Annotated in this window: 18 protein-coding genes; 13 read left to right on the top strand and 5 right to left on the bottom strand. The window is 68.1% G+C overall.

The window, feature by feature from the left end:
* Positions 1-6 precede the first annotated feature (6 nt).
* On the top strand, positions 7-1,239 hold the full coding sequence (locus ABZX92_RS28000) for a hypothetical protein (RefSeq protein ID WP_355565485.1): 1,233 nt from the start codon (positions 7-9) through the stop codon (positions 1,237-1,239).
* Here the strand turns inward: ABZX92_RS28000 and ABZX92_RS27995 are convergent.
* The 3 genes from ABZX92_RS27995 to pdhA are packed head-to-tail and all read right to left on the bottom strand — an operon-like array spanning position 1,233 to position 4,854.
* Positions 1,233-2,618, bottom strand: coding sequence for a dihydrolipoamide acetyltransferase family protein (locus ABZX92_RS27995; protein ID WP_355565482.1), 1,386 nt, complete (start codon positions 2,616-2,618; stop codon positions 1,233-1,235). The two genes, ABZX92_RS28000 and ABZX92_RS27995, sit on opposite strands and share 7 nt — an antisense overlap.
* A gap of 14 nt (positions 2,619-2,632) precedes the next feature.
* Complete coding sequence (locus ABZX92_RS27990; RefSeq protein WP_355565480.1) at positions 2,633-3,658, bottom strand: alpha-ketoacid dehydrogenase subunit beta; 1,026 nt, start codon at positions 3,656-3,658, stop codon at positions 2,633-2,635.
* A complete protein-coding gene (gene pdhA / locus ABZX92_RS27985; RefSeq protein ID WP_355565477.1) occupies positions 3,658-4,854 on the bottom strand; it encodes a pyruvate dehydrogenase (acetyl-transferring) E1 component subunit alpha in 1,197 nt (398 codons plus the stop codon). Before pdhA ends, ABZX92_RS27990 begins: the two co-directional genes overlap by 1 nt.
* Positions 4,855-5,224: 370 nt before the next feature.
* Between pdhA and ABZX92_RS27980 the strand changes: the two genes are divergently transcribed.
* Entirely contained in the window at positions 5,225-6,628 is a 1,404-nt protein-coding gene (locus ABZX92_RS27980) for a M20/M25/M40 family metallo-hydrolase (RefSeq protein ID WP_355565474.1), read from the top strand.
* Here the strand turns inward: ABZX92_RS27980 and ABZX92_RS27975 are convergent.
* Positions 6,579-8,414 carry a hypothetical protein gene (locus tag ABZX92_RS27975; protein WP_355565471.1) on the bottom strand — a complete coding sequence of 612 codons (1,836 nt, stop codon included), beginning with the start codon at positions 8,412-8,414 and terminating at the stop codon, positions 6,579-6,581. The genes ABZX92_RS27980 and ABZX92_RS27975 overlap by 50 nt on opposite strands.
* 352 nt (positions 8,415-8,766) lie before the next feature.
* Between ABZX92_RS27975 and ABZX92_RS27970 the strand changes: the two genes are divergently transcribed.
* The 8 genes from ABZX92_RS27970 (at position 8,767) to ABZX92_RS27935 (ending at position 19,875) form a co-directional block, all read left to right on the top strand.
* Complete coding sequence (locus ABZX92_RS27970; protein WP_355565468.1) at positions 8,767-11,421, top strand: glucosidase; 2,655 nt, start codon at positions 8,767-8,769, stop codon at positions 11,419-11,421.
* 76 nt (positions 11,422-11,497) lie between these two features.
* Positions 11,498-11,905, top strand: a complete 408-nt coding sequence (locus tag ABZX92_RS27965; RefSeq protein ID WP_355565465.1) for a hypothetical protein — start codon at positions 11,498-11,500, stop codon at positions 11,903-11,905.
* A 280-nt stretch (positions 11,906-12,185) separates the two neighbouring features.
* Positions 12,186-12,998, top strand: coding sequence for a basic amino acid ABC transporter substrate-binding protein (locus ABZX92_RS27960; RefSeq protein WP_355565462.1), 813 nt, complete (start codon positions 12,186-12,188; stop codon positions 12,996-12,998).
* A gap of 76 nt (positions 12,999-13,074) precedes the next feature.
* On the top strand, positions 13,075-13,872 hold the full coding sequence (locus ABZX92_RS27955; protein WP_355565459.1) for an amino acid ABC transporter permease: 798 nt from the start codon (positions 13,075-13,077) through the stop codon (positions 13,870-13,872).
* Positions 13,869-14,636 (top strand): amino acid ABC transporter ATP-binding protein, encoded by a 768-nt coding sequence (locus ABZX92_RS27950; protein WP_355565456.1) that lies wholly within the window; start codon positions 13,869-13,871, stop codon positions 14,634-14,636. The genes ABZX92_RS27955 and ABZX92_RS27950 overlap by 4 nt, the downstream gene beginning before the upstream one ends.
* Positions 14,637-14,640: 4 nt before the next feature.
* A complete protein-coding gene (locus tag ABZX92_RS27945) occupies positions 14,641-16,749 on the top strand; it encodes a hypothetical protein (protein WP_355565453.1) in 2,109 nt (702 codons plus the stop codon).
* A 55-nt stretch (positions 16,750-16,804) separates the two neighbouring features.
* Positions 16,805-18,973, top strand: coding sequence for an NEW3 domain-containing protein (locus tag ABZX92_RS27940; protein ID WP_355565450.1), 2,169 nt, complete (start codon positions 16,805-16,807; stop codon positions 18,971-18,973).
* Between the two features lie 11 nt (positions 18,974-18,984).
* Positions 18,985-19,875: an ROK family protein gene (locus ABZX92_RS27935; protein ID WP_355565448.1), complete on the top strand. Its 891-nt coding sequence runs from the start codon at positions 18,985-18,987 to the stop codon at positions 19,873-19,875.
* Between the two features lie 90 nt (positions 19,876-19,965).
* Here ABZX92_RS27935 and ABZX92_RS27930 read toward each other — a convergent pair whose 3' ends face one another.
* A complete protein-coding gene (locus ABZX92_RS27930; protein ID WP_355565446.1) occupies positions 19,966-20,745 on the bottom strand; it encodes a 5-oxoprolinase subunit PxpA in 780 nt (259 codons plus the stop codon).
* A gap of 90 nt (positions 20,746-20,835) precedes the next feature.
* Here ABZX92_RS27930 and ABZX92_RS27925 point away from each other — a divergent pair, with 90 nt between their 5' ends.
* The 3 genes from ABZX92_RS27925 to mctP form a co-directional block, all read left to right on the top strand.
* Positions 20,836-21,522, top strand: a complete 687-nt coding sequence (locus ABZX92_RS27925) for a GntR family transcriptional regulator (RefSeq protein WP_355565443.1) — start codon at positions 20,836-20,838, stop codon at positions 21,520-21,522.
* A gap of 105 nt (positions 21,523-21,627) precedes the next feature.
* Positions 21,628-21,894 (top strand): DUF3311 domain-containing protein, encoded by a 267-nt coding sequence (locus ABZX92_RS27920; protein WP_355565441.1) that lies wholly within the window; start codon positions 21,628-21,630, stop codon positions 21,892-21,894.
* The coding region (gene mctP, locus ABZX92_RS27915) for a monocarboxylate uptake permease MctP (protein ID WP_355565438.1) at positions 21,894-23,538 on the top strand (1,645 nt) is incomplete at its 3' end. The genes ABZX92_RS27920 and mctP, both read left to right, overlap by 1 nt.

Raw genomic sequence — 23,538 nt, 5'->3', positions numbered from 1 at the left:
ACACACATGCGTCGAACGAAGGCCCGTGGGCTCGACATCCGGGAGCCGTCGCATACCGGGCTGTTCGTCCCGTGCGGCACGATCATGTGCGTGGGTTCGTTCACCTGGCAGTACGCGGCGGCGGGGGCGCTGGCCGTGGTGTGGCTGTTGTTGCTGGTCCGGCGCCTCGGCCTGCCGTTTCGCCGACGGCAGCGGACCAGGCGCGAGGGTCAGGTCCCGGTCTGGATGTCGATCGTCGGCTGGCTGCTGATCGCGGTGCTGGTGGCCGCGGCGGCGGGTGGCGGGTTGCTCTGGCTGCTGGGCTGGCCCAGGTTGCCGAAGCAGGCGGCGTTCAACACCACCGAGATGCTCGACCTGCTGAAGATCGGGCTGGCGGTGGTCGCGGGGTTCGGCGGCGTGGTCGCGCTGGCGGTGAACTACCGCAAGCAGCGGGTCACCGAGGCTGCCCACGCGCACGCGCTCAACCAGGAGGAACGCGAGCGCACGAAGCTGTTCAACGAACGCTTCAAGGTCGCCGCGGAGCTCCTCAACAGCGACCAGGTAGGTCTGCGCATCGCCGGGGTTTCCGCCATGGCGGGTCTGGCCGACGACTGGGAGCCCCAGCGGCAGACGTGCGTGGACGCGCTGATCGACCAGCTGCGGCTGCACGAGGACGACGCCGAGACGACGAACAAGATCTTCCGCGCCCTGCGTGATCGGCTCGGAACGCACCGCGCAGCAGGGCCGTGGTCGGAGCTGAACTTCGACTTCACCAGCGTCCGGTTCGTGGACGCCGACTTCAGCGAACGCACCTTCGCCGGTGCGGTGATCTTCGACGGCGCCGAGTTCACCGGTGAGAACACCTCGTTCGAACGCACCGCGTTTCGCGATACGGTGCTGAGCTGCCACGGCACGACGTTCACCAGCACCGAGGTCAACTTCCAGGACGCGTACTTCAACTACGGCGCAATCGAGTTCGTCGGCTGCACCTTCGACCACGCGACGCTCAACATGCGCGGCATGACCGCGCATGTTCGGGGGTTCGACTTCTACCGCTGCACGTTCAACAACAGCAACGTCGTCGGGCGGGACACGGATCTGACTTCGATTCGGGTCGAGCTGTGCACGCTCGTCGACAGCACCATCGACGTGCGGAGGTACGCATTCCCAACGATTCCGTACGTGCGGCTCAAGAACAACACGATCGTGAGCGGTGGGGAGCCCGAAGGACTCCCCACCACGTCGAGCGAATCTCAGTAGGTCATCGCGATGCCCGGCTCGGCCAGCAGCGCGCCGACGTCGGCCAGGAACTGCGAACCCTGCTGGCCGTCGACCACGCGGTGGTCGAACGACAGCGCGAGCTGGCAGATCTTGCGGATCTTGATCTCGCCGTCGACCACCCACGGCATGTCGCGGATCGCGCCGAGCGCGAGGATCGCGGACTCGCCGGGGTTGAGGATCGGTGTGCCGGTGTCGACGCCGAAGACGCCGACGTTGGTGATCGTGATCGTGCCGTTCATCATGTCGGCCGGGGAGGTCTTGCCGTCCCTGGCGACCGTGGCGAGCTCGTCCAGCGCGACCGCGAGCTCCTTGAGGGACATGCGGTCGGCGTCGCGGACCTTCGGCACCACCAGGCCGCGCGGCGTGGCGGCCGCGATGCCCAGGTGGACGTAGTCCTTGTAGACGATCTCGTTGGCGGCGCTGTCCCACGTCGCGTTGACGTCGGGCGTGCGGCGGGCCGCGAGGATGACGGCCTTGGCGCAGAACGCCAGCGGAGTCAGCTTCACGCCCTGGAACTCACGAGCGTTCTTGAGCTTCGCGCGCAGCTCCATCATCGGCGTGACGTCGACCGTCAGGAACTCGGTGACGTGCGGTGCGGTGAACGCGCTGTCCACCATCGCCTGCGCGGTCGCCTTGCGGACGCCCTTGATCGGCACCCGGCGCTCGCGCGAACCGTTGTCCACAAAGGACGCCGAAGCAGCTGCAGCCGGAGCCGCCACCGCGCCTTCGACGTCCTCGCGCGTGATCACGCCGTCGGGGCCGGAGCCCGTCAGCGCGTACAGGTCGACGCCGAGGTCCTTGGCCAGCTTGCGGACCGGCGGCTTGGCCAGCGGCACGTAGCCGCCGGGAGCCTGGACCGGAGCCGGAGCAGCGACCGGAGCCGGCCGGGACACCACCGCGGCAGGCGTGATCGCAGCGACGGCGGCCTGAGCAACAGCCGGGGCGGCCGGGGAGTCCTTGCGCGCACGACGCTTGGCCGCACCGGACTTCGGGCCGTAGCCGACCAGAGTGGCGATGCGCCCGCCCGGCATCTCCTCGCCGATCTTGCCGGACGAGGTGCCGTTGGCCTCGGCAGCGGCCGGAGCCGGAGCCACGGGTGCGGCGGCGCCACCGGGGTCGGTGTCGATCGTGATGATCGGGACGCCGACCTCGACGGTCTGACCGGGCTCGGCCAGGAGCTCGGTCACCACGCCGGCCCACGGGCACGGCAGCTCGACGGCCGCCTTGGCCGTCTCGATCTCGACGATGATCTGGTTGACCGTGACGGTGTCACCGGGCTTGACGTGCCAGGTGAGGATCTCGGCCTCGGTCAGCCCCTCAGCCGTGTCAGGCAGGGGGAATTGCTTGTACTGCGGCATTTCCGTTGTTCCCCTTACCAGGCGAGAGAGCGGTCGACGGCGTGCAGCACCCGGTCGAGGTCGGGGAGGAACTCCTCCTCGAGCTTCGACGGCGGGTACGGGGTGTCGAAACCGGTCACCCGCAGCACCGGTGCCTGCAAGGAGTAGAAGCACTCCTGCTGGACCTTGGCTGCAATCTCGCTGGCGATCGAGGACTCGGACGGCGCCTCGGACACGACGACCAGCCGGCCGGTGCGGCGCACCGACTCGAACACGGGCGCGAGGTCCAGCGGCGACAGCGTGCGCAGGTCGATGACCTCCAACGACGTGCCGTCCTCCGCGGCCGCGTTGGCGGCGTCGAGAGACGTGCGCACCATCGGGCCGTACGCGACCAACGTGGCGTCCGTGCCGGAACGCAGCACGCGCGACTCGAACAGCTTGCCGGGCTGGGCCGTGGTGTCGACCTCGCCCTTCTCGTAGTAGCGGCGCTTGGGCTCGAAGAACAGCACCGGGTCGTCGCAGTCGATGGCCTGCTGGATCATCCAGTAGGCGTCGGCCGGGTTCGAGCACGAGACGACCTTGAGGCCCGCGGTGTGCGCGAAGTACGACTCAGGCGACTCCGAGTGGTGCTCGACGGCACCGATGCCACCGCCGAACGGCACGCGGATCACGATGGGCATCTTGATCTTGCCCTGTGTGCGGTAGTGCAGCTTCGCGACCTGCGACACGATCTGGTCGAAGCCGGGGAAGATGAAGCCGTCGAACTGGATCTCGCACACCGGGCGGTAGCCGCGGATCGCGAGGCCCACGGCGGTACCGATGATGCCGGACTCCGCGAGCGGCGTGTCGAGCACGCGCTGCTCACCGAAGTCCTTCTGCAGACCGTCGGTGATGCGGAAGACACCGCCGAGCTTGCCGATGTCCTCGCCCATCATGATGACCTTGGGGTTGGCCTCCATGGACGCCCGCAGGCCCATGTTCAGAGCCTTGGAGATCGTGAGCGTCTGCACCGGGGTCGCCGGGGCAGCTGCGGTCGAACGATCCATCGTCGGAGCAGCCATCAGTGCTCACCTCCAGCAAAACCCGAGACGTAGTCGAGGAACTCATCGCGTTGCGCTTCGAGGTTGGGGTTCCCCTCGGCGTAGACGTTGCTGAAGATCCGTTCCGCGGGCGGGTCGGGCATGTTCGTGCAGAACTCCCGCAGCTCCTCACCGAGCTTGTCCGCGTCCGCCTCGACGCTCTCGAAGAACTCGTGGTCGGCCCACTGCTGGCGCACCAGGTAGACCTTGACCCGCTCGATCGGGTCCTTGAGCTTCCACATCTCCAGCTCGTCCGACAGCCGGTAGCGCGTCGGGTCGTCGGAGGTGGTGTGCGCGTCCATCCGGTAGGTGAACGCCTCGATCAGGATCGGGCCGTTGCCGTGGCGGCACTCGTCCAGCGCCCACTTGGTCACGGCCAGCGTCGCGAGGACGTCGTTGCCGTCGACCCGGATGCCGGGGAAGCCGTAGCCGCGGGCGCGCTGGTACAGCGGCAGGCGCGACTGGCGCTCGGTGGGCTCGGAGATGGCCCACTGGTTGTTCTGGCAGAAGAAGACCAGCGGCGCGTCGTAGACCGCGGCCCACACGAAGCCCTCGTGCACGTCACCCTGGCTGGTCGCGCCGTCGCCGAAGAAGCACATGGTGGCTTCTCCCTCGTCGTCGCCGACCTTGCCGTCGAACTTCTGGCCCATCGCGTACCCGGCCGCGTTGAGGACCTGGTTGCCGATGACGATCGTGTACGGGTGGAAGCGCTTCTCGACCGGGTCCCACGTGCCCTGGTCGGTGCCGCGGAAGATGCCGAGCAGCTCCGTCGGGTTGATCCCGCGGGTCCACGCGATGCCGTGCTCGCGGTAGCTCGGGAAGGCCATGTCGGTCTCGCGCATCGCGCGGCCGGCGCCGATCTGCGCGGCCTCCTGGCCGAGCAGCGGCACCCAGATGCCGAGCTGACCCTTGCGCTGCAACGCGTTGGCCTCGCGGTCGACCCGCCGGATCAGGACCATGTCGCGGTACAGACCGCGCAGCTCCTCCGGCGTGATGTCGATGTCGAAGTCCGGGTGCGTGACCCGCTCACCCTCGGGGGTGAGGAGCTGCACCAGGTCGGCGCCACCCTCGTCTGTTGCTCGCAAGCCTGCGATCACCTGTTCCGCTGTCGGTTTTGCGGCAGTGGCGGCCGGCGCTGCGTCCGGCTCAGGGTGCGTCCATTGCTCAGGGGACGACATGCGCCTTCTCCTCTGTCTTCTCCGACCGCCTGATCGCTCGTGACGATCTCGTGCGGCGACGCCGGCGGTCGCCGCTGACCCTGTGGGGCCGGAGGCAGCCGTCGACGGTGACGGTGGCTTACGACCACATCCTGACACGGCCTCACCCGTGTTGGTGAGACCCGTCCCACTTCGTAACACACGAGTCAACGTTCTGATCAGCGACAACAGTCGGAGGTTCGACCTTTTGTCCTCCGACTAGGCCGTTCGATTACCGGACGTCGTTGTCCCGGTTACCGATCGTTAACTTAGTCAGAGGCCTCCACGAACAAGGTTGTGGACGCGGGCAGAGGCGGAGTCGTGACAGGATCGAGAGGTGGACCGTTCAGTTGTGACCAGCACCGTCCGGACGCTTTGGGACCGCGAGATCGTCCCGAGCCTGTCTCAGCTCGTCGCCGTGCCGGCGATCTCGCCCGCGTTCGACCCCGCCTGGGAAGAGCACGGCGAACTCGCCGCCGCGATCGCCCACGTGCGCGCGTGGATCGACTCTCGTTCCTTGCCCGGCGTGACGCTGGACGTGGTCCAACTGGCGGGACGAACGCCTCTCCTGGTGGTCGACGTGCCCGCGTTCGGTAACGCGGGCGACGACACGGTGTTGCTCTACGGACATCTCGACAAGCAGCCGCCGGTGGGTGGCTGGGGTGAAGGGCTCGGTCCGTGGACCCCGGTGCTGCGTGACGGACGTCTCTACGGACGTGGCGCCGCGGATGACGGTTACTCCGGTTATGCCGCAATTGCCGCACTGGAGGCGGTGCGGGCAGCTGGTGGCTCGCACTCCCGTTGCGTCGTGCTGCTGGAGACCGGCGAGGAGTCGGGTTCGCCCGATCTGCCCGCTTACCTGTCGCACCTGTCGGATCGCTTGGGCCAGGTGTCGCTCGTCGTGTGCCTGGACTCGGGCGGCTCGGACTACGAGCGCATGTGGCTGACGACGTCGCTGCGCGGGCTGGTGCAGGTCACGATGACCGTGCGGGTGCTTGAGGGCGGTCTGCACTCCGGCATGTCGTCCGGCATGGTGCCGTCGTCGTTCCGCATCGCGCGCGTGCTGCTGGACCGCCTCGAAGACTCGCTGACCGGCGAAATCCTCGTGCCGGAGATGCACGTCGAGATCCCCGCGCACCGGCTGACCGAGGTCCGCGAGGCCGTCGAGGCCGCGCCGGGCGCTCTGTGGGGTCCGGTACCGCGCGTAGGCGACCTGCAGCCGATGTCGTCCGACGAGGTCGAGCAGGCGCTGGGCATGGGCTGGCGGCCGACGCTGTCCGTGACGGGCGCCGACGGCCTGCCGCTGCCGGACGACGCCGGCAACGTGCTGCGGCCCTTCACCTCGCTGGTGCTCTCGTTCCGCCTGCCGCCGACCGCGTCCTCCTCGGATGCTCTGGAGGCTGTGCGGGAGCGCCTGACCACCGACGTGCCGTACAACGCGACCGTCGAGCTCTCGCGGGTCGAGGCCGCCGACGGCTGGAACGCTCCGACGCTGGCTCCCTGGTTGTCAGCCGCGCTGGACGACGCCGGCAAGGAGGTCTTCGGCGCGCCGTGGCGGACCGTGTCGCTCGGCGGCTCGATCCCGTTCATGGGGCTGCTGCACGAGGCCTACCCCGATGCGCAGTTCGTGGTGACCGGGGCTGTGGGGCCGGACTCCAACTGCCACGTGCCGGACGAGTGGCTGCACCTGGCGCACGCGGCTCGGGTCACCGAGGCGATTGCCCTGGTGCTGGACGCGCAGGCAGCGCAGCGCTGAACTCCTCAAGGAGTGCTAGGCCTGTCGCCGGGTTGCTCCCCGCGTACCTTCGTGCTCTCGCGAGTGCGTTGACCTGCGCGGGGACGATCTCGGCGAGGTCGTTGGTGAAGTAGTCCCTGACCGCCGCCAGGAACTCGACCCTGGCGGCGGCGAGATCGCGCAGCCCACTCACGGCGGTGTCCTCGCCGTCGTACGCGGCCTGGATCGCCTTGCCGTAGGAGTGCAGGTCCGCTGCCGGGTCGGCAAGCGCGCGAAGCAACGCGGTCACGCCGTCCTGGTTCTGCGACACCGTGAGCGCGTCGCCGACCGTCTTGCACACCCTGTCGAGCTCATCTCGGACCAGCTCCTCGGCGACCGTGGCCAGCGGGGTGCCCTGGTCCTGCCGCACGATCCCGCGCGCCGTCCTCATCAACTGGCGCGCGAGCCCTCCCGAGAAGGCGTAGGCGAGCGCGGCGAACGAGTCCGGCAGCCCCTCCACCGACCGGCTGATCAGCCCCTTCGCCAGGTCGAAGTCGAGGTAGTCCACTCGGATGACCTCGTCGAACGAGCTGTCGAACACGCTGCGCAGCCCTGTGCCCGCCAGCTCGAAGTCGTGCTGAGCCTCGGTGGACACCGACATCAGGTAGTAACAGCCGGGTACGTCGAAGATCGCCTTTATCTCATTGAGGAACCTCCGCGCCTGTTCTCCGGCACCGATGCGGTCCATCTCGTCGATGGCGATTACCACGCGCATCGGCTCCAGCGTCCTCGCTGCGAACCGCACGAAGCCGCGGAAGTCGCCCACCAGTTCCGGGAACGTCGCCGGACGCCCAGACAGGCTGAGTCCACGCTTGTAGCTGATCTCCGCACCGCGGAAACCGAACTTCCCACTGGTCTCGCCGCTGCGGGTCTGGACGAAAGCTATGTCCTGCAATCCGCGGCGCGCGGCTTGGACGAGCCGCACGTGGTCGGTGTGCACAGGACCCCACCAGGCCTCGCGCGTACCTGCCGTCTTCACCGCGAACGGCTGGGTCTCCTCCAGATGCGTGAGCACCGCATGGCAGGTGCGCGCATACAGGTGAAGCACAAACTCTCTCGGCACATAGTCCACGGGTGCCGGCACCACGATCGCAAGATCGAGTTGCTCCCCCGACCTGCGGTAGGCGCCTTCGCAGAACGCCTCCAGCAAGCTTGACTTGCCCGCTCCCCGCGGACCTGCCAGTGCGAAGCTGCCACCGTTCAGACCACCGACCAGGGCGGCCAGTTTCTGGCCCGCGAGCACCGGCTGATGGCTGATCAAGGAACCACCTCGGCGCAGACCTTCTGCGGCGTCGTACCTCAGTGTCGTGCCGCGTACGGGCTGTCTGCTGCGCAACTCCGCACGAAGCACAGGCCAGACGCCTTCGGCACGCACCGCTCTGCGCCAGTTTTCGAAGGCCTCTTCTGCGGCCAAGATCGCGTCGGTGACAGCTGTCGTTGGCAGCACTGTGTCTACTGCAGGCTTCAGCGCATAAGCCACAAGGAGGCAGACCGTTAGCAGCGGCCAACCCCACCAGCCGGGCCAGCCGTGACTAACCAGGGCCTCCGTTCCCGCCATCCACGGCGGGAACACGACGGCACCCAACACCCACGCCCGGTCGACTGCCAGGCTTCGCGGCATTGTTTGCGACATCCCGAGCATCATCAAAGAGACGCTGAGACCGGCCAGAACGAAAATCCCGATCGTCCACGCATCCAGACCGAGTGCCCAAGGAACCAACATCCAGGCGACGGCAGGGATCACAAGCATGAACGCCCACCGCCACATCGTCGGGTGGCGACCTGGCCACTCGGCCGTGCGCCTGCCGACTCGCCGACAACGGTCCAGATAGATCAGCTGCTCGGTCCGGGCCTGCGCCAACACCCAGTGCTTGACGACTTCGACGGCACGCCGGAGGGGTGCCGTGTCTCGATCGCGCACCGAGGCCAGTGCCTTGTCCACCGCGTGCTCGAAGACTGCGTCCTCGCTGTCGTCACGGGCCATCCGTGCATGGTGAGCGCGTTCGGGCCCGATCGAAATGGGCCGTTCAGGTCACGCGCGAGCGAGTTTTTAGTGAGGAAAGACTCAGACAAGACGTGGGCCCGACCGGCCGCCTGACCTGGTGTCCCACACTGGAGCGATGGGCGAACATGCGGAACGGGCGCGTCTCGCGGAGTCGGGCAGTCCGACTTCGCCGTGGCGCCTGTGGGGGCCGTATCTCTCGGGTCGCCAGTGGGGCACGGTGCGGGAGGACTACTCGCCCGGTGGGGATGCCTGGGCGTCGTTCCCCTTCGACCACGCCCGTGCGCGCGCTTACCGGTGGGGTGAGGACGGCATCGCGGGCATTTGTGACGTGCACGGGTTCCTCAACTTCGCCGTCGCCCTGTGGAACGGCAACGACCCGATCCTCAAGGAGCGGTACTTCGGCCTCACCAACGAAGAGGGCAACCACGGTGAGGACGTCAAGGAGCACTGGTGGGTGACGGACGGGACGCCCACGCACTCGTGGATGCAGGTGGTCTACCGGTATCCGCAGAAGGAGTTCCCGTACGGGTTGCTCAGGGAGATGGCGCGCAACGCCGGGCGGGAGAACCGCGAGCCTGAGCTGAGCGACACCGGAGTGCTCGACGAGAACCGGTTCTTCGACGTCCAGGTCACCTACGCGAAGGCGCACACGGACGACATCTGCATCGAGATCAAGGCGACCAACCACGGGCCGGACGACGCGCCGCTGCACCTGTTGCCGCAGCTGTGGTTCCGCAACACGTGGGCGTGGGGCCGGGACCAGCGGCCGTGCCAGCTCGTCGCCAGCACCGCGGCCGGGCGGAAGGTCACGGCCGACCACGGCAACCTCGGCCGGTACACGCTGCATCTGGACGACTCGCCGTCGATGCTCGTGACGGACAACGAGAGCAACGAGATGTCGCTCTTCGGTGCGGAGCGGAACCCGTCGCCGTGGACGAAGGACGGCATCTGCAACTACGTCGTGCACGGCAGCACGTCGACGTGCCAGGTGGTCGGGCCGGACGACGCCGGGGCGGCGGGCACGAAGTTCGCGGCCTGGTACTCGTTCGACCCGGTGGAGCCGGGCGAGACGGTGACGATCCGGCTGCGGCTCGTGGGTGGCGACGGGCACCTGGACCCGTTCGGGCCGAGCTTCGAAGAGACCATGGCCCAGCGCAGGATCGAAGCCGACGAGTTCCACGACGCCATCGCGCCCCAGGCGAACCCCGAGGAGAAGCACGTGCTGCGGCGCGCGCTCGCGGGTCTCATGTGGACGAAGCAGCACTACCGGTTCCGGACGCGCGACTGGCTCGACGGCGACCCGACCAAGCCCGAGGCGCCCAGTTCCAGACGCACTCCCGAGGCGCGCAACGTGCACTGGCGGCACCTCGACGTCGCCGACGTGATCTCCATGCCGGACGAGTGGGAGTACCCCTGGTTCGCGGCGTGGGACCTCGCGTTCCACACCATCCCGTTCACGCTGGTCGACCCGGCGTTCGCGAAGGAGCAGCTGCTGCTGTTCTGCCGCGAGTGGATGATGCACCCGAACGGCCAGATTCCCGCTTACGAGTGGGAGTTCGGCGACGTCAACCCGCCGGTGCACGCATGGGCGGCGCTCCAGGTCTACCGCGCGGACGGCAGCAGGGACCGGCAGTTCCTCGCCAAGATCTTCCACAAGCTGTTGCTGAACTTCTCGTGGTGGGTGAACCGCAAGGACGCCGGCGGCAGCTACCTGTTCGAGGGCGGCTTTCTCGGCATGGACAACATCGGGCCGGTCAACAGGTCCGAGCCGATGCTGGGCGAGTGGCGGCTGGAGCAGTCCGACGCGACGTCCTGGATGGCCGCGTACAGCCTGCACCTCATGCAGATCGCGCTGGAGCTGGCGCGCGACGACGAGTCCTACGAGGACGTTGCCACGAAGTTCGTCGAGCACTTCCTGTCGATCGCGGAGGCCTTCACGCACTTCGGTTCGCACGGCGGCGGCATCTGGCACGACGAGGACGGCTTCTGCTACGACCGCGTCTCGCGCCGCCACCCGGACGGTTCGGTCGAGTCCGAGCCGGTGCGCGTGCGGTCGATGGTCGGCCTGATTCCCCTTCTCGCATCAGCGGTTCTCGAACCGTGGGTGCTCAGCGAGCTGCACGGGTTCACCAGCCGCCTCGACCACCTGCTCAAGCGCCGGCCGGAGCTGCGGCAGTTCATCACGTTCCACTACGAGCGCGGCGCGTTCGTGTCGTTGCTGGACGAGCACAAGCTCCGGCGCGTGCTGCACCGGATGCTCGACGAGCACGAGTTCCTGTCGCCACACGGGATTCGCAGTCTGAGTGCAGCCCACCGCGAGGGCCTGGAGGTCAACGTCGCGGGCCAGGACCACCGGATGGGCTACGAGCCCGGCGAGTCGAACTCCCCGATGTTCGGCGGCAACTCCAACTGGCGCGGCCCGGTCTGGCTGCCCACCAACGCGCTGCTCGTCGAGGCGCTCAGGACCGTCTGCGCGTTCCACGACGGCACGTTCCAGGTCGAGATGCCGACGCACTCCGGCCGCTCGGTCACCGCGGGGCAGGTGGCGGACGAGCTGAGCGACCGGCTCGTCGGCCTCTTCCTGCCCGACCACGACGGGCGCCGGCCGGCGGACGGCAAGCGGATCGAGGCCTCCGAGTCACCTCTCTGGCGCAACCACGTCACGTTCAGCGAGTACTTCGACGGGGACACCGGCGAGGGCCTCGGCGCGACCCATCAGACCGGGTGGACGGCGCTGGTGGCGGGGCTGCTGCAGGACCGGTCCCGCTGACGTTCAACTGATCCCTGGCCAATCCCTTGGTGTGCAAGGCTTTCCGCCGTCATCCGACGCACCTGGGGGTAGAGAGATGATCAAGGTAGCAGCGGTCGCGGCTGTCTCGGCACTGGCACTCGCCGGGCTCACGGGCACGGCGTCCGCGGAGTCCGCGGGCGGCTGCCGTGGCCTCATCGACGGCGTCACGCAGTTCGACGGCGGCAAGACGGTCGGCGGCAACATCCACATCCAGTGCGATGCGGCCGCGGACGTGAACTCGATGGTCTGGGGCTGGATCGAGGGCAGGACCGGCACCACGGACTGGGCGACGGTTCCCGGCTCGGAGCAGTACGACAAGCGCAGCGGCAGCTGGAGCGTGACGCTGCAGCTCCGCACGCCGTGCGAGGCGGGCCCGCACCTGTACCGCCTGCACGGAGGCTCGGCGACCGAGGATGGCAGCGAGGGGTCGGCTTCCGGCCCGGCCGCGAGCTTCACCTGCTGACCCCAGACAGGCGGCACGATCGACCAGGGCGGACCCGTTCGCCCTGGTCGTCGTGATCAAATCCTGATCAAGGGACGTTGCGAGTCGTCACCATTCGAGTGCAATACGTCAATACGTTGTGTGATCTAGCCCAATTCGCGCAATGATTTGCGCCCAACGGAGCTGATTCACACAAAATTGTTGCGTTGGAGTGGCCTGTAACACGCACGTGCTGTCCACACCGTCACCCGAGTGGCAGGATCCCGTTCACTCGTCCGCAACAGTTACGAGGAGTGACGCAGTGGCTCGTCGAACCAGGCAGTTGATGGCCATGATCCCGGCTTTGGGTCTGGCCGTGATGGCAGCGTCGGGCTGCGCGACTCCCGTGAACCAGGGCAGTGGCGGCTCGAACATCCCACTGGTGCAGAGCGGGAAGCTGGTCACCTGCACGCACCTGAGCTACAAGCCCTTCCAGTACAGCGAGGGCGACAAGACCATCGGCTTCGACGTCGACCTCGTCGACCTGATCGCCAAGGACCTGGGCGTCCCGCAGCAGATCTTCGACACGCCGTTCGAGACGATCACGTCGGGCACGTCGTTCAACGCGAACCAGTGCGACCTGGCCGCGGCGGGCATGACGATCACCGAAGCGCGCAAGCAGGCGATCGACTTCTCCGACCCGTACTTCGACGCCTCGCAGGCGCTGCTGGTCAAGAAGGGCGCGGGGCTCAAGAGCCTCGCCGACCTCAAGGGCAAGAAGCTCGGTGTCCAGCAGGACACCACCGGTGAGGAGTACGCGAACAAGAACGCGGCGGCCAACGGCTACCAGGTCGTCCAGTTCGAGGACCTCCCGCTGTCCGAGACGGCCGTCCGCACCGGCGCCGTCGACGCGGTGATCAACGACAACGGCGTGCTCTACGACTACGTCAAGGAGTTCCCGGACACCGAGGTCACGACCGAGTTCGACACCGGTGAGAAGTACGGCATCGGCGTGAAGAAGGGCAACACCGCCCTCCTGTCGAAGATCAACGAGGTGCTGAAGAAGGCCAAGGAAGACGGCCGCTACGACACCATCTACGAGAAGTGGTTCGGCAAGAAGCCGACGTCCAAGTAGTCGCTTCTCCGGGGCCGGTGGCGCAGCGGCGCACCGGCCCCGCCGCTTGTCCGAACCACATTTGCTAGGAGCCGCAATGGCTATGTCGAAGCGCAAGCGTGCGGAGTACATCCGCTACGGGCAATACGGCCTGCTCGTCGTCGTGATCCTCCTGGTCGCCTTCCTGGCGGACTGGGACCAGATCCAGCGCGCGTTCTTCAACCCGAAGATCGCCGCATCGATGTTCCCGAACGTGATCACGGTCGCGTTGAAGAACACGATCATCTACACCGCGCTCGGCTTCGGGTTCGGTCTCGCGCTGGGCCTCGTGCTCGCGCTCATGAAGCTGTCGTCGGTCGCCCCGTACCGGTGGATCGCGACCGTCTACATCGAGTTCTTCCGCGGTGTGCCGGCGCTGCTGGTGTTCATCGGCATCTACTACGGCGTGCCGATCGCGTTCCAGGTGCAGTTCCCGCCGCTCACCACGGTCATGCTGGCGCTCGGTGGCGTCGGCGCGGCCTACATGGCGGAGACGATCCGCGCCGGCATCCAGGCGGTTCCCAAGGGACAGGTCGAGGCCGCCCGATCGCTCGGCATGTCCCAGGGCCGCGCCATGATCACGGTCGTGATCCCGCAGGCGTTCCGGATCATTCTGCCGCCGCTCACCAACGAGCTGATCCTGCTCACCAAGGACTCCTCGCTCATCTACATCCTCGGCCTGTTCCGCGAGCAGTACGAGCTCACGAAGTTCGGCCGCGAGACGCTGAGCCGCAGCCCGTCGCTGACGCCGATCCTCATCGCCGGCCTCTGCTACCTGATCATCACGTTGCCGCTCGGATATCTGTCGCGGTACCTGGAACGCCGCACCGGCGGGAAGAAGGTGTCCGTCGTATGAGCGAGATCTGCGTCGAGATCACCGGGCTGAAGAAGTCGTTCGGCACGCTGGACGTCCTCAAGGGCATCGACCTGACCGTGAACCGCGGTGACGTGGTTTGCGTCATCGGCCCGTCCGGTTCGGGCAAGTCGACGTTGCTGCGCTGCGTCAACCTGCTGGAGGAGCCGAACGACGGCAAGATCGTCGTCAACGACACCGAGCTGACCGATCCGGACGTCGACATCGACAAGGCCCGGACGAAGATCGGCATGGTCTTCCAGTCGTTCAACCTGTTCTCCCACCTCACCGTGGTGAACAACCTCACCGTGGCGCAGCGCAAGGTGCTCAAGCGCGGTGAGAAGGAGGCGCAGGAGGTCGCGCTGCGCAACCTCGAGCGCGTGGGTCTGAGCGAGAAGGCCAACTCGATGCCGGCGCAGCTCTCCGGTGGCCAGCAGCAGCGCGCCGCGATCGCCCGCGCGCTGTCGATGGACCCCGAGGTGATGCTGTTCGACGAGCCGACCTCGGCGCTCGACCCGGAGCTCGTCGGTGACGTGCTCGGGGTCATGCGCCAGCTGGCCGACGAGGGCATGACGATGCTGGTCGTGACGCACGAGATGCAGTTCGCCCGCGAGGTCGCCGACAAGGTGATCTTCATGGACGGCGGCTACATCGTCGAGGAGGGCCCGGCGGCCGAGGTGATCGGCAACCCGCAGGAGCCGCGCACCCAGGAGTTCCTGGCGCGCGTGCTCGACCCGACGCACCACGGCCCGAGCGACCCGGTCTAGCCGCGTGGCCAGGGGGAAGGTCGCCGCGGCGGACGTGCTGCGGGGACTGTTGGGGGAGAACGACAACACAGCTGGTGGCGGGTGGAGGTTGCCGCGGCGCAAGCCGAGCACCCCACCCGTCATCCGCGTGGTGGACCGCGTGGTCACCGACGTGCTCGACCTGCGCGCGGTCGAGGTGCCGTACGTGCTGGAGTTCGAGCGCTGCCAGTTCGAGTCCGCGCCCGACCTGCGACAGGCGAACCTCGCCGGCGTCTCGTTCACCGACTGCGACCTGCCGGGTCTCGAAGCGCGCAACCTCAGCAGCAGCAACGACGTCTCGCTGCTCGGGTGCCGCATCTCCGACCTCGTCGACCTGACCGACGCCGAGATCGCGGGCTCGGTCCTGTTGCGCGACAGCAGGTTCAGCGTGCCGGGCGGGCTGTGCGTGCACGGCGACCGGCTCACCGTGGCGGGCGCGCTGCTGGCGTTCGGCATCCACACCGAGGGCGAGGTGCGGCTCGCGGGCGCGCGCATCGGCGGCAACGTCAACCTCGGCAGCGCGGTGCTGGAGAACCCCGACGGTTTCACGTTGAACGGCAACGGCATGCAGGTCGGCGGCAACCTGCTCGGCGCGTTCACGTCGCACGGCGTGGTGTTCCTGGCCAACGCGCGGATCAGCTCGGCGCTGTCGTTCCGCGGCGCGATGCTCTCGCGCGGCGACGTGCTCGACGAGTCCACCGATCCGCACGCCGACCCGTCCGCGACGCTGATCCTGGACCGCGCCGACGTGTCCGGAGACCTGGAGCTCGACCGCGGCTTCACGAGCGCGGGCACGGTTCGTGCCGTGAACGCGCGCATCGGCGGCACGTTTTCGCTGGCAGACGCCGTGCTCGACGCCGTATCGCCGCCGGCGGTGGGCACCGACCCGACCGGTTCCGGCCGCGCGTTGCACGTCGACGGCGCGGAAATCGGCGGCGACATCGTCGGGCGGGGTATCCAGATCAAGGGACAGCTGCGCATGGTCGACACGCACGTGCGCGGCAGCATCACGATCGAACGGGCCACTGTGGACAATCCGGCCGCCGACGCCCTGCTGACCAACCGCTCGCAGATCGGCAGCAACTTCGTGGTGCGCGAGTCGGAGATCTCCGGCGGCCTGGAGCTGCGCGGCATCACCGTCGGCGCGAACCTGGACCTGCGCGGCAGTCGCCTGATCAAGCCCGGCAGGTACCGCCACCAGCCGCGCGAGAAGCCGTCGCTGGACATCGGCGGCGCGACGATCGGCCGCGACCTCATCTGCGCGCGGGGCGAGAAGGAGTTCGTCGCGCACGGCGGCGTGCGGTGCCGGCGCGCCACCATCGGCCGGATGGCGAACTTCAACGGCGCGGTGCTCGGCTACAAGCTCGACAGCCACGCGTTGAACGGCATGGGCATGCAGGTCGCGGAGCTGATGCTCAACGTCGTGTCACCGCCAAAAGGCCTGGTGACGCTGCGGCAGGCGCGCTGCACGTCGTTGGACGACAACGAGAACTTCTGGAACGCCACGGGGTTCATGGACCTCGACGACTTCCGCTACGACTCGCTCGCCTACCCGATCGACCTGCGCGACGACGCCCAGGTCGAGCAACGGCTGCGCTGGCTGCGGCACGCGATGCGGCGCAGCTACCACCCGCGCCCGTACGACCAGTTCGCCGAGATGCTGGCCGCGGCGGGCAACGAGGAACACGCCTCGACCGTGCTGATCGAGAAGCAGCGCCTGCGGTACCGCGCGGTCGCCGAGGGCATGCGGTTCTTCGGGCCGTTGGTGCTGGTGTGGAGCTTCCTGCAGCGCTCGATGGTCGGTTACGGCTACCGGCCCGCACGCGCTCTGGGGTGGCTGATCACGGCGTGGGTCGTGGGCAGCATCTGGTTCTCGGTCAAGGGGCCGCTGATCGAGATCAACGCCGACGACCACCTGCCGTGGAACGCGTGGCTCTACACGATCGACCTGGTGGTGCCGATCGTCGACTTCGGCAACAAGAACCGCTGGCAGACACCGGGTGCGTCGCAGTGGATCGCCTCGGGGTTGATCGTGACCGGCTGGATCCTGGCGACCACCGTGGCCGCCGGTATCACCCGGATGCTCAAACGCTAGGACTCGCCACCATCGGGGTATTTCGTCCGGTGATGAACGATGGTGCGATCGTCCGGTGATCGCCGCCGAGTCCACCGAGCTCTTCGTCGGGCCTCGGACCGCACTTCTGCAGGTCGTGCGGGTGACCTCGCCTGCGTTGGCGGGACCGGTGCACGCGCACGTCTCCGGTCCCGGCCTGCACTCGCCGCGGCACGGCGGCTCCGCACTGCTGGGACCGTTCGGCTACGAGGTCGCGGTCGACGTCTCCGAGCACTCTCCCGGCGCCGTGATCCCCGCGGTCGCGGTGGTGCGGTCCGGCGCCGGCGAGGATTCCTGCTCGTTCTCGCTGGTCGTGGGCTCGCCGGGGTGGACGGTACATCTCGTCGGGCAGGTGGCGGGGGATGCGCCGTTCCCCGTGCTGCGGGCGCATCTGGACCTGGCGCTGACCGATCCCGCGTACCGGTTCGCGGTGACCGCCGTCGAACTGCTGCAGCCTTACTGGGACACGTTTCCGCAGCACCGGTCGTTGCTGCTGCGGCTGATCTCCGAGGGCCGGGTCGAGGTCGTCGGCTCACCGTCCAATGTGGTCGGTGTGACGCCGGTGCTCTCCTCCTTGCCCGCCGGGGTTTCCCTGCCGGCTTCTTCGCTGGGCGAGGCCGAGCGGGCGGTCTACTCGTCGTTCCTGGCTTTGAGGTCCGATGGTTCGGCGCAGCACGTGATGCTGCCGGTCGGGCCAGCGCGGTCGGCACCCTCGCCGTGGATGACCGCGATCCACCACGACTGGCCCACGCGCTACACGTGGCCGCGGGTCATCTGCTCGTTGCCACGTGACTACTACGTGCGCGGTTCCGTGCCAGTGCCCGACCCTCCTGCCGACGAGTCGCCTGCCGCCGTGTTCGCTTCGCACGCTGCCCGGCTGACCGGCGCGGCCTATCCGGCTGCCGCTCTTGCCCGTGCTGCTTCCGCGCATCCTCGTGAGGCTTTCGACCTGCAGTCGGACGTCATCTCCCGGTCGCTTTCGGCCTTGACGTCCACTGTGGACTCTTCGGTGGTCGTCTGGAACCCGTCCGACACGCCTCGCACCGACGTCGTGTCCGTGCACCTGCCCAGAGCTCGGAATGTGCACGCCGCTCACGACGGCGCGGTTCTGCCGACGTTGGTCGACGGGACCACCGTGACGTTCCTGGCCCGTGATGTGCCTGCCGTGGGCTGGCGGACCTACTCGTTGGTTCCTGATGATGCCGACCACGGGTGGAAGCGCGGCTTCGGCACCGAGATCGCCTCCACTCACCACGTCCTGTCCTACGACCCGATCGCTTCTCTCGTGGCCGTCGACGGTCCGGCACTGGAACCTCCTCGGCTGACCGGCCCGGTGTCCGTCTGGCACAGCGAGGTCGGCGAGAAGATGGTCGGCTCCTCGACTTTCACGTTGTGGCACGAGGTCGACCACCTGGGACCTTCTTCTTTGGTGGGCGTGCTGGGCTCTCGCTCGCCTTCTTCGGGGTCTTTGCCCGCCGTGGCGCCGCGGTTGTCGGTGGCCGGCCCGCCACTGGGCCCGGTTTCGCCTGCCGTGACGCCGGTGTTCGCGCGCTACTGGCTGCACGAGCCGGCACCTCTGGGCGGACTGGCCGCGAACGTGCTCCTGGAAGTGCTCGGCCCGACCCGGCTGCGGGTGGTCGCGGTGTCGGACGGTCCAGAGTTCGAGGGCACCGTCCGCCTGGTGCTGCCGGACGGCTGGTCCGCGTCCTGGGAAACGCTGCCCGTCTCGCTGCCGGCCGGCGGGTACGTGGCGGCCGAGGTGCGTTTGGAGGCGCCGCGCACGCCCGGCTGCTATCCGGTCCGGGCTGTGTTGGAGGGCCTGCCCTTCGAGGTCTACGACGTGGCGCTGCTGACCGTGCCGGAGTGGGACGCCGAGGATCCGGTCGAGGTGCTGTGGGTGGCTTCGTCACCTCCGGTCGTGTCGGTGGCGCCTGGTTCTTCGGCTTCGTTGCGAGTGATGCTGGCTTCCGGCGCCCGTGGTGACCTGCCGGTGCAGGCTCGGCTGTTGTCGCCGCGCGAGACGTGGGAGCTGGCCGGACCGTTCTGCGTCGGCGGTCTGTTGCCTGGTCAGGGACGTCTGGCGCTCGACTTCACGGTCTCGGCCCCTCCCTGGGCCTCGCCTGGCACGTGGTCGGCCGTGGTCCGCGTCGCCGCAGGTGAGCTGGTCCGGACCACGCCTGCGATCCGGCTGGAGATCGCCGGTTAGCATGGATCACCGTGACTGATCTGGTGCTGGCACTGGACTTCGGCGGCACCAAGATCGCGGCTGCCCTGGTCGACCCCTCGGGCTCGGTGGTGCGGTCGTCTCGCGTGCCCACTCCCGCCGTCGATCCGTGGGACGCCGTCGTGTCCGTGGTGTCCTCGGTGGTCCAGGATTCCGCGGTCTCCGGCGTCGGCATCGCCTCGGCGGGCCCGGTGGATGCCGTCTCGGGCACCGTCTCACCGATCAACGTGCCCTCGTGGCAGGCCTTCCCGTTGCGGTCCTCGCTCTCTTCGCTCTTCCCGGGCGTGCCGGTCGAGCTGGCCGGCGACGGCGTGTGCATGGCGCTGGGCGAACACTGGCGCGGCGCCGGGCAGGGCAGCACGTTCATGGTCGGCCTGGTCGTGTCGACCGGCGTCGGCGGCGGCCTGGTGTTCGACGGCAGGCCGTTCGGCGGGCGGACCGGCAACGCGGGCCACATCGGCCACGTCGTCGTCGAGCCCGACGGTGAGCTCTGCACCTGCGGCGGCCGCGGGTGCGTCGAGACCGTCGCCGGCGGCCCTCGGATGGTGGCTTGGGCTCGCCGTGCCGGTTGGCAGGCGCCGGACCACGCGGATGCCGCGCTGCTGGCCGCTGCGGCTCTGGCCGGCGAGGAGATTCCGCTGGAAGCCTTCGAACGCGCTGGTCAGGCTGTCGGGATGGCGATCGCCGGCGCCGCCGCGGTGTGCGACCTGGACCTGGCGGTGATCGGAGGCGGGGTGGCTCAGGCGGGCGAGCTGCTGTTCGAGCCGGTTCGCCGCGCCTTGAAGACCCATGCCGGTCTGTCGTACCTGGGCGGCTTGGAGGTCCGGGCGGCCGAACTGGGCGGGGAGGCCGGGTTGGTGGGGGCTGCGGCTCTCGTCCGCTGAGCAGGCTGCAGCAGAGCAGGCTGCCGCAAGGGTCCCCCTGGCACCGGGATCCCCCGCGATCCAACGTACCGATGAGGTCTGACAGTTTCGTCAGACTGCCTGGCGCGTGTGCCTGAGCGGCGATTCCACTCGCGACACCACGACCCCTGCCGACTCCAAAGCCGCGCGGACCGTGCGGGCGATCTCCACGGCGTTCGGTGTGTCCCCGTGCACGCAGATGGAGTCGGCCGCGATCCGCACCGGACGTCCGCTGACGCTGCGAACCCAGCCCTCGGTCGCGAGCTGCACGCAACGAGCCGCGATCTCAGCCGGATCCCGCAGAACAGCGCCAGGTTCGCCGCGCGGCACCAACGCTCCAGCGGACGTGTAAGCACGATCGGCAAAGGCCTCGTGCCAGACCCGCAGCCCGGCCACCGAGGCCCGCTTCAACCACACCGCGCCGGGCGGTCCGAGCACCGCGAGCGTCGGATCGAACAGCCGGACCGCGTCCACCACCGCGTCCGCCTGAGCCTCATGCCGGACCAACGCGTTGTAGAGCGCCCCATGCGGCTTCACGTAAGACACCCGAGTTCCAGCAGCCCGGGCAAACGCCGACAACGCGCCGAGTTGGGCCAGCACCTCGTTGGTCAGCGTGTCCGGAGCGACGTCGATGAACCGGCGCCCGAACCCGGCCAGGTCCCGATAGCCGACGTGCGCCCCCACCGCGACCCCTGCCGAAGCCGCCGAAGCACACACCGAGCGCATCGTGTCGGCGTCGCCCGCGTGATAGCCGCAGGCAACGTTTGCGCTGGTCACGACTTCGAGCAGAGCTTGGTCGTCGCCCAGCGTCCAGTGGCCGAAGCCCTCACCGAGATCCGCGTTCAGGTCCATGGCCACCCCTCCGATGCGCACAAGTATTGTAGGATTGTTGAACGATTTGACGATACTGCAATCGAACGATCCTGCAAATAGACTTGGCAGGTGACCGAGACGTGGGTGTCGACGCTGGCGCAGGGCAAGGCCGACCTGGAGCGCGCGAGCACCGCGCAGAAGGTCGCGGACATGCTGCGCGAGCGGGTGCTGGACGGCGAGCTGGCACCGGGGCTGCGACTCAGCGAGGAAGCCATCGGCGGGGCGCTGGGGGTCAGCCGCAACACGCTGCGGGAGGCGTTCCGGCTGCTCACCCGCGACCGGCTGCTGGTGCACGAGCACAGCCGCGGGGTGTTCGTCCGCAGGCCCACCGGCGATGACGTGCGCGACCTCTACGCGGCCCGCCGGGTGATCGAGTGCGGGGCGCTGGCGAAGTGGCCCGACGTCGACGACCTCAAGCGCGACGCGGTGCGCAGGCCGATCGAGGAAGCGACCGCGCACGGGGCCAAGGAGGACTGGGCGAAGCTCGGCGCGGCCAACATCCGGTTCCACCGCGGGATCGTCGGACTGGCGGGCAGCCACCGGTTGAGCGAGGAGTCCGACCGGCTGTTCGCCGAGCTCATGCTGGCGTTTCGCGTGGTCAGCGACCCCAAGCGGCTGCACATGTCGTACCTGCCGCTCAACCGGGAGATCGTCGAGCTGCTCAACGCCGGTGACGTCGACGGGGCGATCGGCAAGCTGCGGGCGTACTTCGACCTGGCCGAAGCCGATCTTGTCGAGCAACTGGCGTCGCTTTAATCCAAAGGGAACGTTAAGCCGAGTGCAACGATTCCGATCTCGGAGCTGACGGCACGTCTCATCAGGCCTAACATCCGCGCAACACCGCGTACACGGAGGGCCACCATGCCGTCGGATCACAAGACCGGCTTGCGCTGGAGCAACTGGAACCTGCTGCTGATAGTTCCGCTGCTCATGCTCATCACGCCGTGGTTCAACATCGACGAGCCCCGCATGTTCGGGCTGCCGTTCTTCTACTGGTACCAGTTCGTGTTCGTGCCGATCGGCGTGCTCTGCGTCGGTCTCGTCTACCTGAAGACCAAGGACAAGCCCGTCGTCACAGGTAAGCCGGACAAGCTGGGCGTCGACGACCTGGATGAGGGAGCGAACTGATGCAGTGGACTGAGCTGGTCGTTTTCAGCGTCCTCTTCCTGGTCGTCACGGTCATGGGATTCGTGGCGGCGAAGTGGCAGAAGGGCGACACCCTCGAGCACCTCGACGAGTGGGGTCTCGGCGGCCGGAAGTTCGGCAGCTGGATCACGTGGTTCCTCGTCGGTGGCGACCTCTACACCGCGTACACGTTCGTGGCGGTGCCGGCGCTGATGTTCGGTGCGGGCGCGCTCGGCTTCTACGCGCTGCCGTACACGGTGATCCTCTACCCGATCGTCTTCCTGCCGCTGGTGCGGATGTGGTCGGTGAGCCGCGTGCACGGGTACGTCACGCCCGCCGACTTCGTGAAGGGCCGCTACGGCTCGCACTGGCTGGCGCTGATCATCGCGGTCACCGGCATCGTCGCGACCATGCCGTACATCGCGCTGCAGCTGGTGGGCCTTGAAGCGGTGCTGCGCAGCATGGGCCTGAACGGCTCCGGCATCCTCGGCCACCTGCCGCTGTTCATCGCGTTCGTGATCCTCGCGCTCTACACCTACCAGTCGGGTCTGCGGGCGCCGGCGTTGATCGCGTTCGTCAAGGACATCCTGATCTACGTCGTCATCCTGGTGGCGATCGTCTACCTGCCGTCGAAGTTCGGCGGCTGGGGCGAGATCTTCAACCACGCGCAGGCCAAGTTCGACGCGACGCCGAGCAAGACCGACGGCATCCTGCTGACCGGCACGAACCAGCTGCAGTACGCGACGCTGGCACTGGGCAGTGCGCTGGCGCTGTTCCTGTACCCGCACTCGCTGACCGGCATCCTGGCGAGCCGCGGCCGCAACGTCATCAAGCGCAACATGGTCGCGCTGCCGGCGTACTCGCTGGTGCTCGGCCTGCTGGCGCTGCTGGGCTTCGTCGCGATCAGCGCGGGCACCAAGCCGATCGTCAACCAGGCGACCGGCCGTCCCGACACGAACACGATCGTGCCGGAGCTCTTCGGGCACAACTTCCCGAGCTGGTTCGCGGGCATCGCGTTCGCGGCCATCGGCATCGGCGCGCTGGTGCCGGCCGCGATCATGTCGATCGCGGCGGCGAACCTGTGGACGCGCAACGTCTACAAGGAGTACATCAAGAAGCACGCCACCCCGGCCGAGGAGGCCAAGCAGGCCAAGCTCGCGTCGCTGGTCGTGAAGTTCGGCGCGGTGGCGTTCATCGTGTTCGTCGACCCGCAGTTCTCGATCGACCTGCAGCTCATCGGCGGCGTGATGATCCTGCAGACGCTGCCGGCGGTGGCCATCGCGCTCTACACGCGGTGGTTCCACATCTACGGCCTGGTCGCGGGCTGGGTCGCGGGCATGGGCTACGGCATGTGGCTGCTCTACAACATCGCGAACCCGGCCGTCGGCAAGCAGCACTTCGCCGGCTCCGCACTGCCGCTGGGCAAGATCTCGATCTTCGGCTGGCACCCGTTCGGCGAGTCGACGACGCAGATCTACGTCGGCATCGTCGCGGTGGTGGTGAACCTGCTCGTCGCGGTGATCGTCACGCTGATCGCCAAGCAGGCCAAGGTCTTCAACGGCACGGACCAGACGGATCCGTCCGACTACCACGTCGACGGACTTCGGGTTGAACGTGTCGCCGGGGTAACCACCGCGCCACGTCCGC

Origin of the sequence: Lentzea sp. NPDC006480 (genome assembly GCF_040611995.1) — a bacterium.
GTDB lineage: Bacteria > Actinomycetota > Actinomycetes > Mycobacteriales > Pseudonocardiaceae > Lentzea.
The sequence above is the reverse complement of the archived record's forward strand: the minus strand, read 5'-3'. Positions and strand labels throughout refer to the sequence as shown.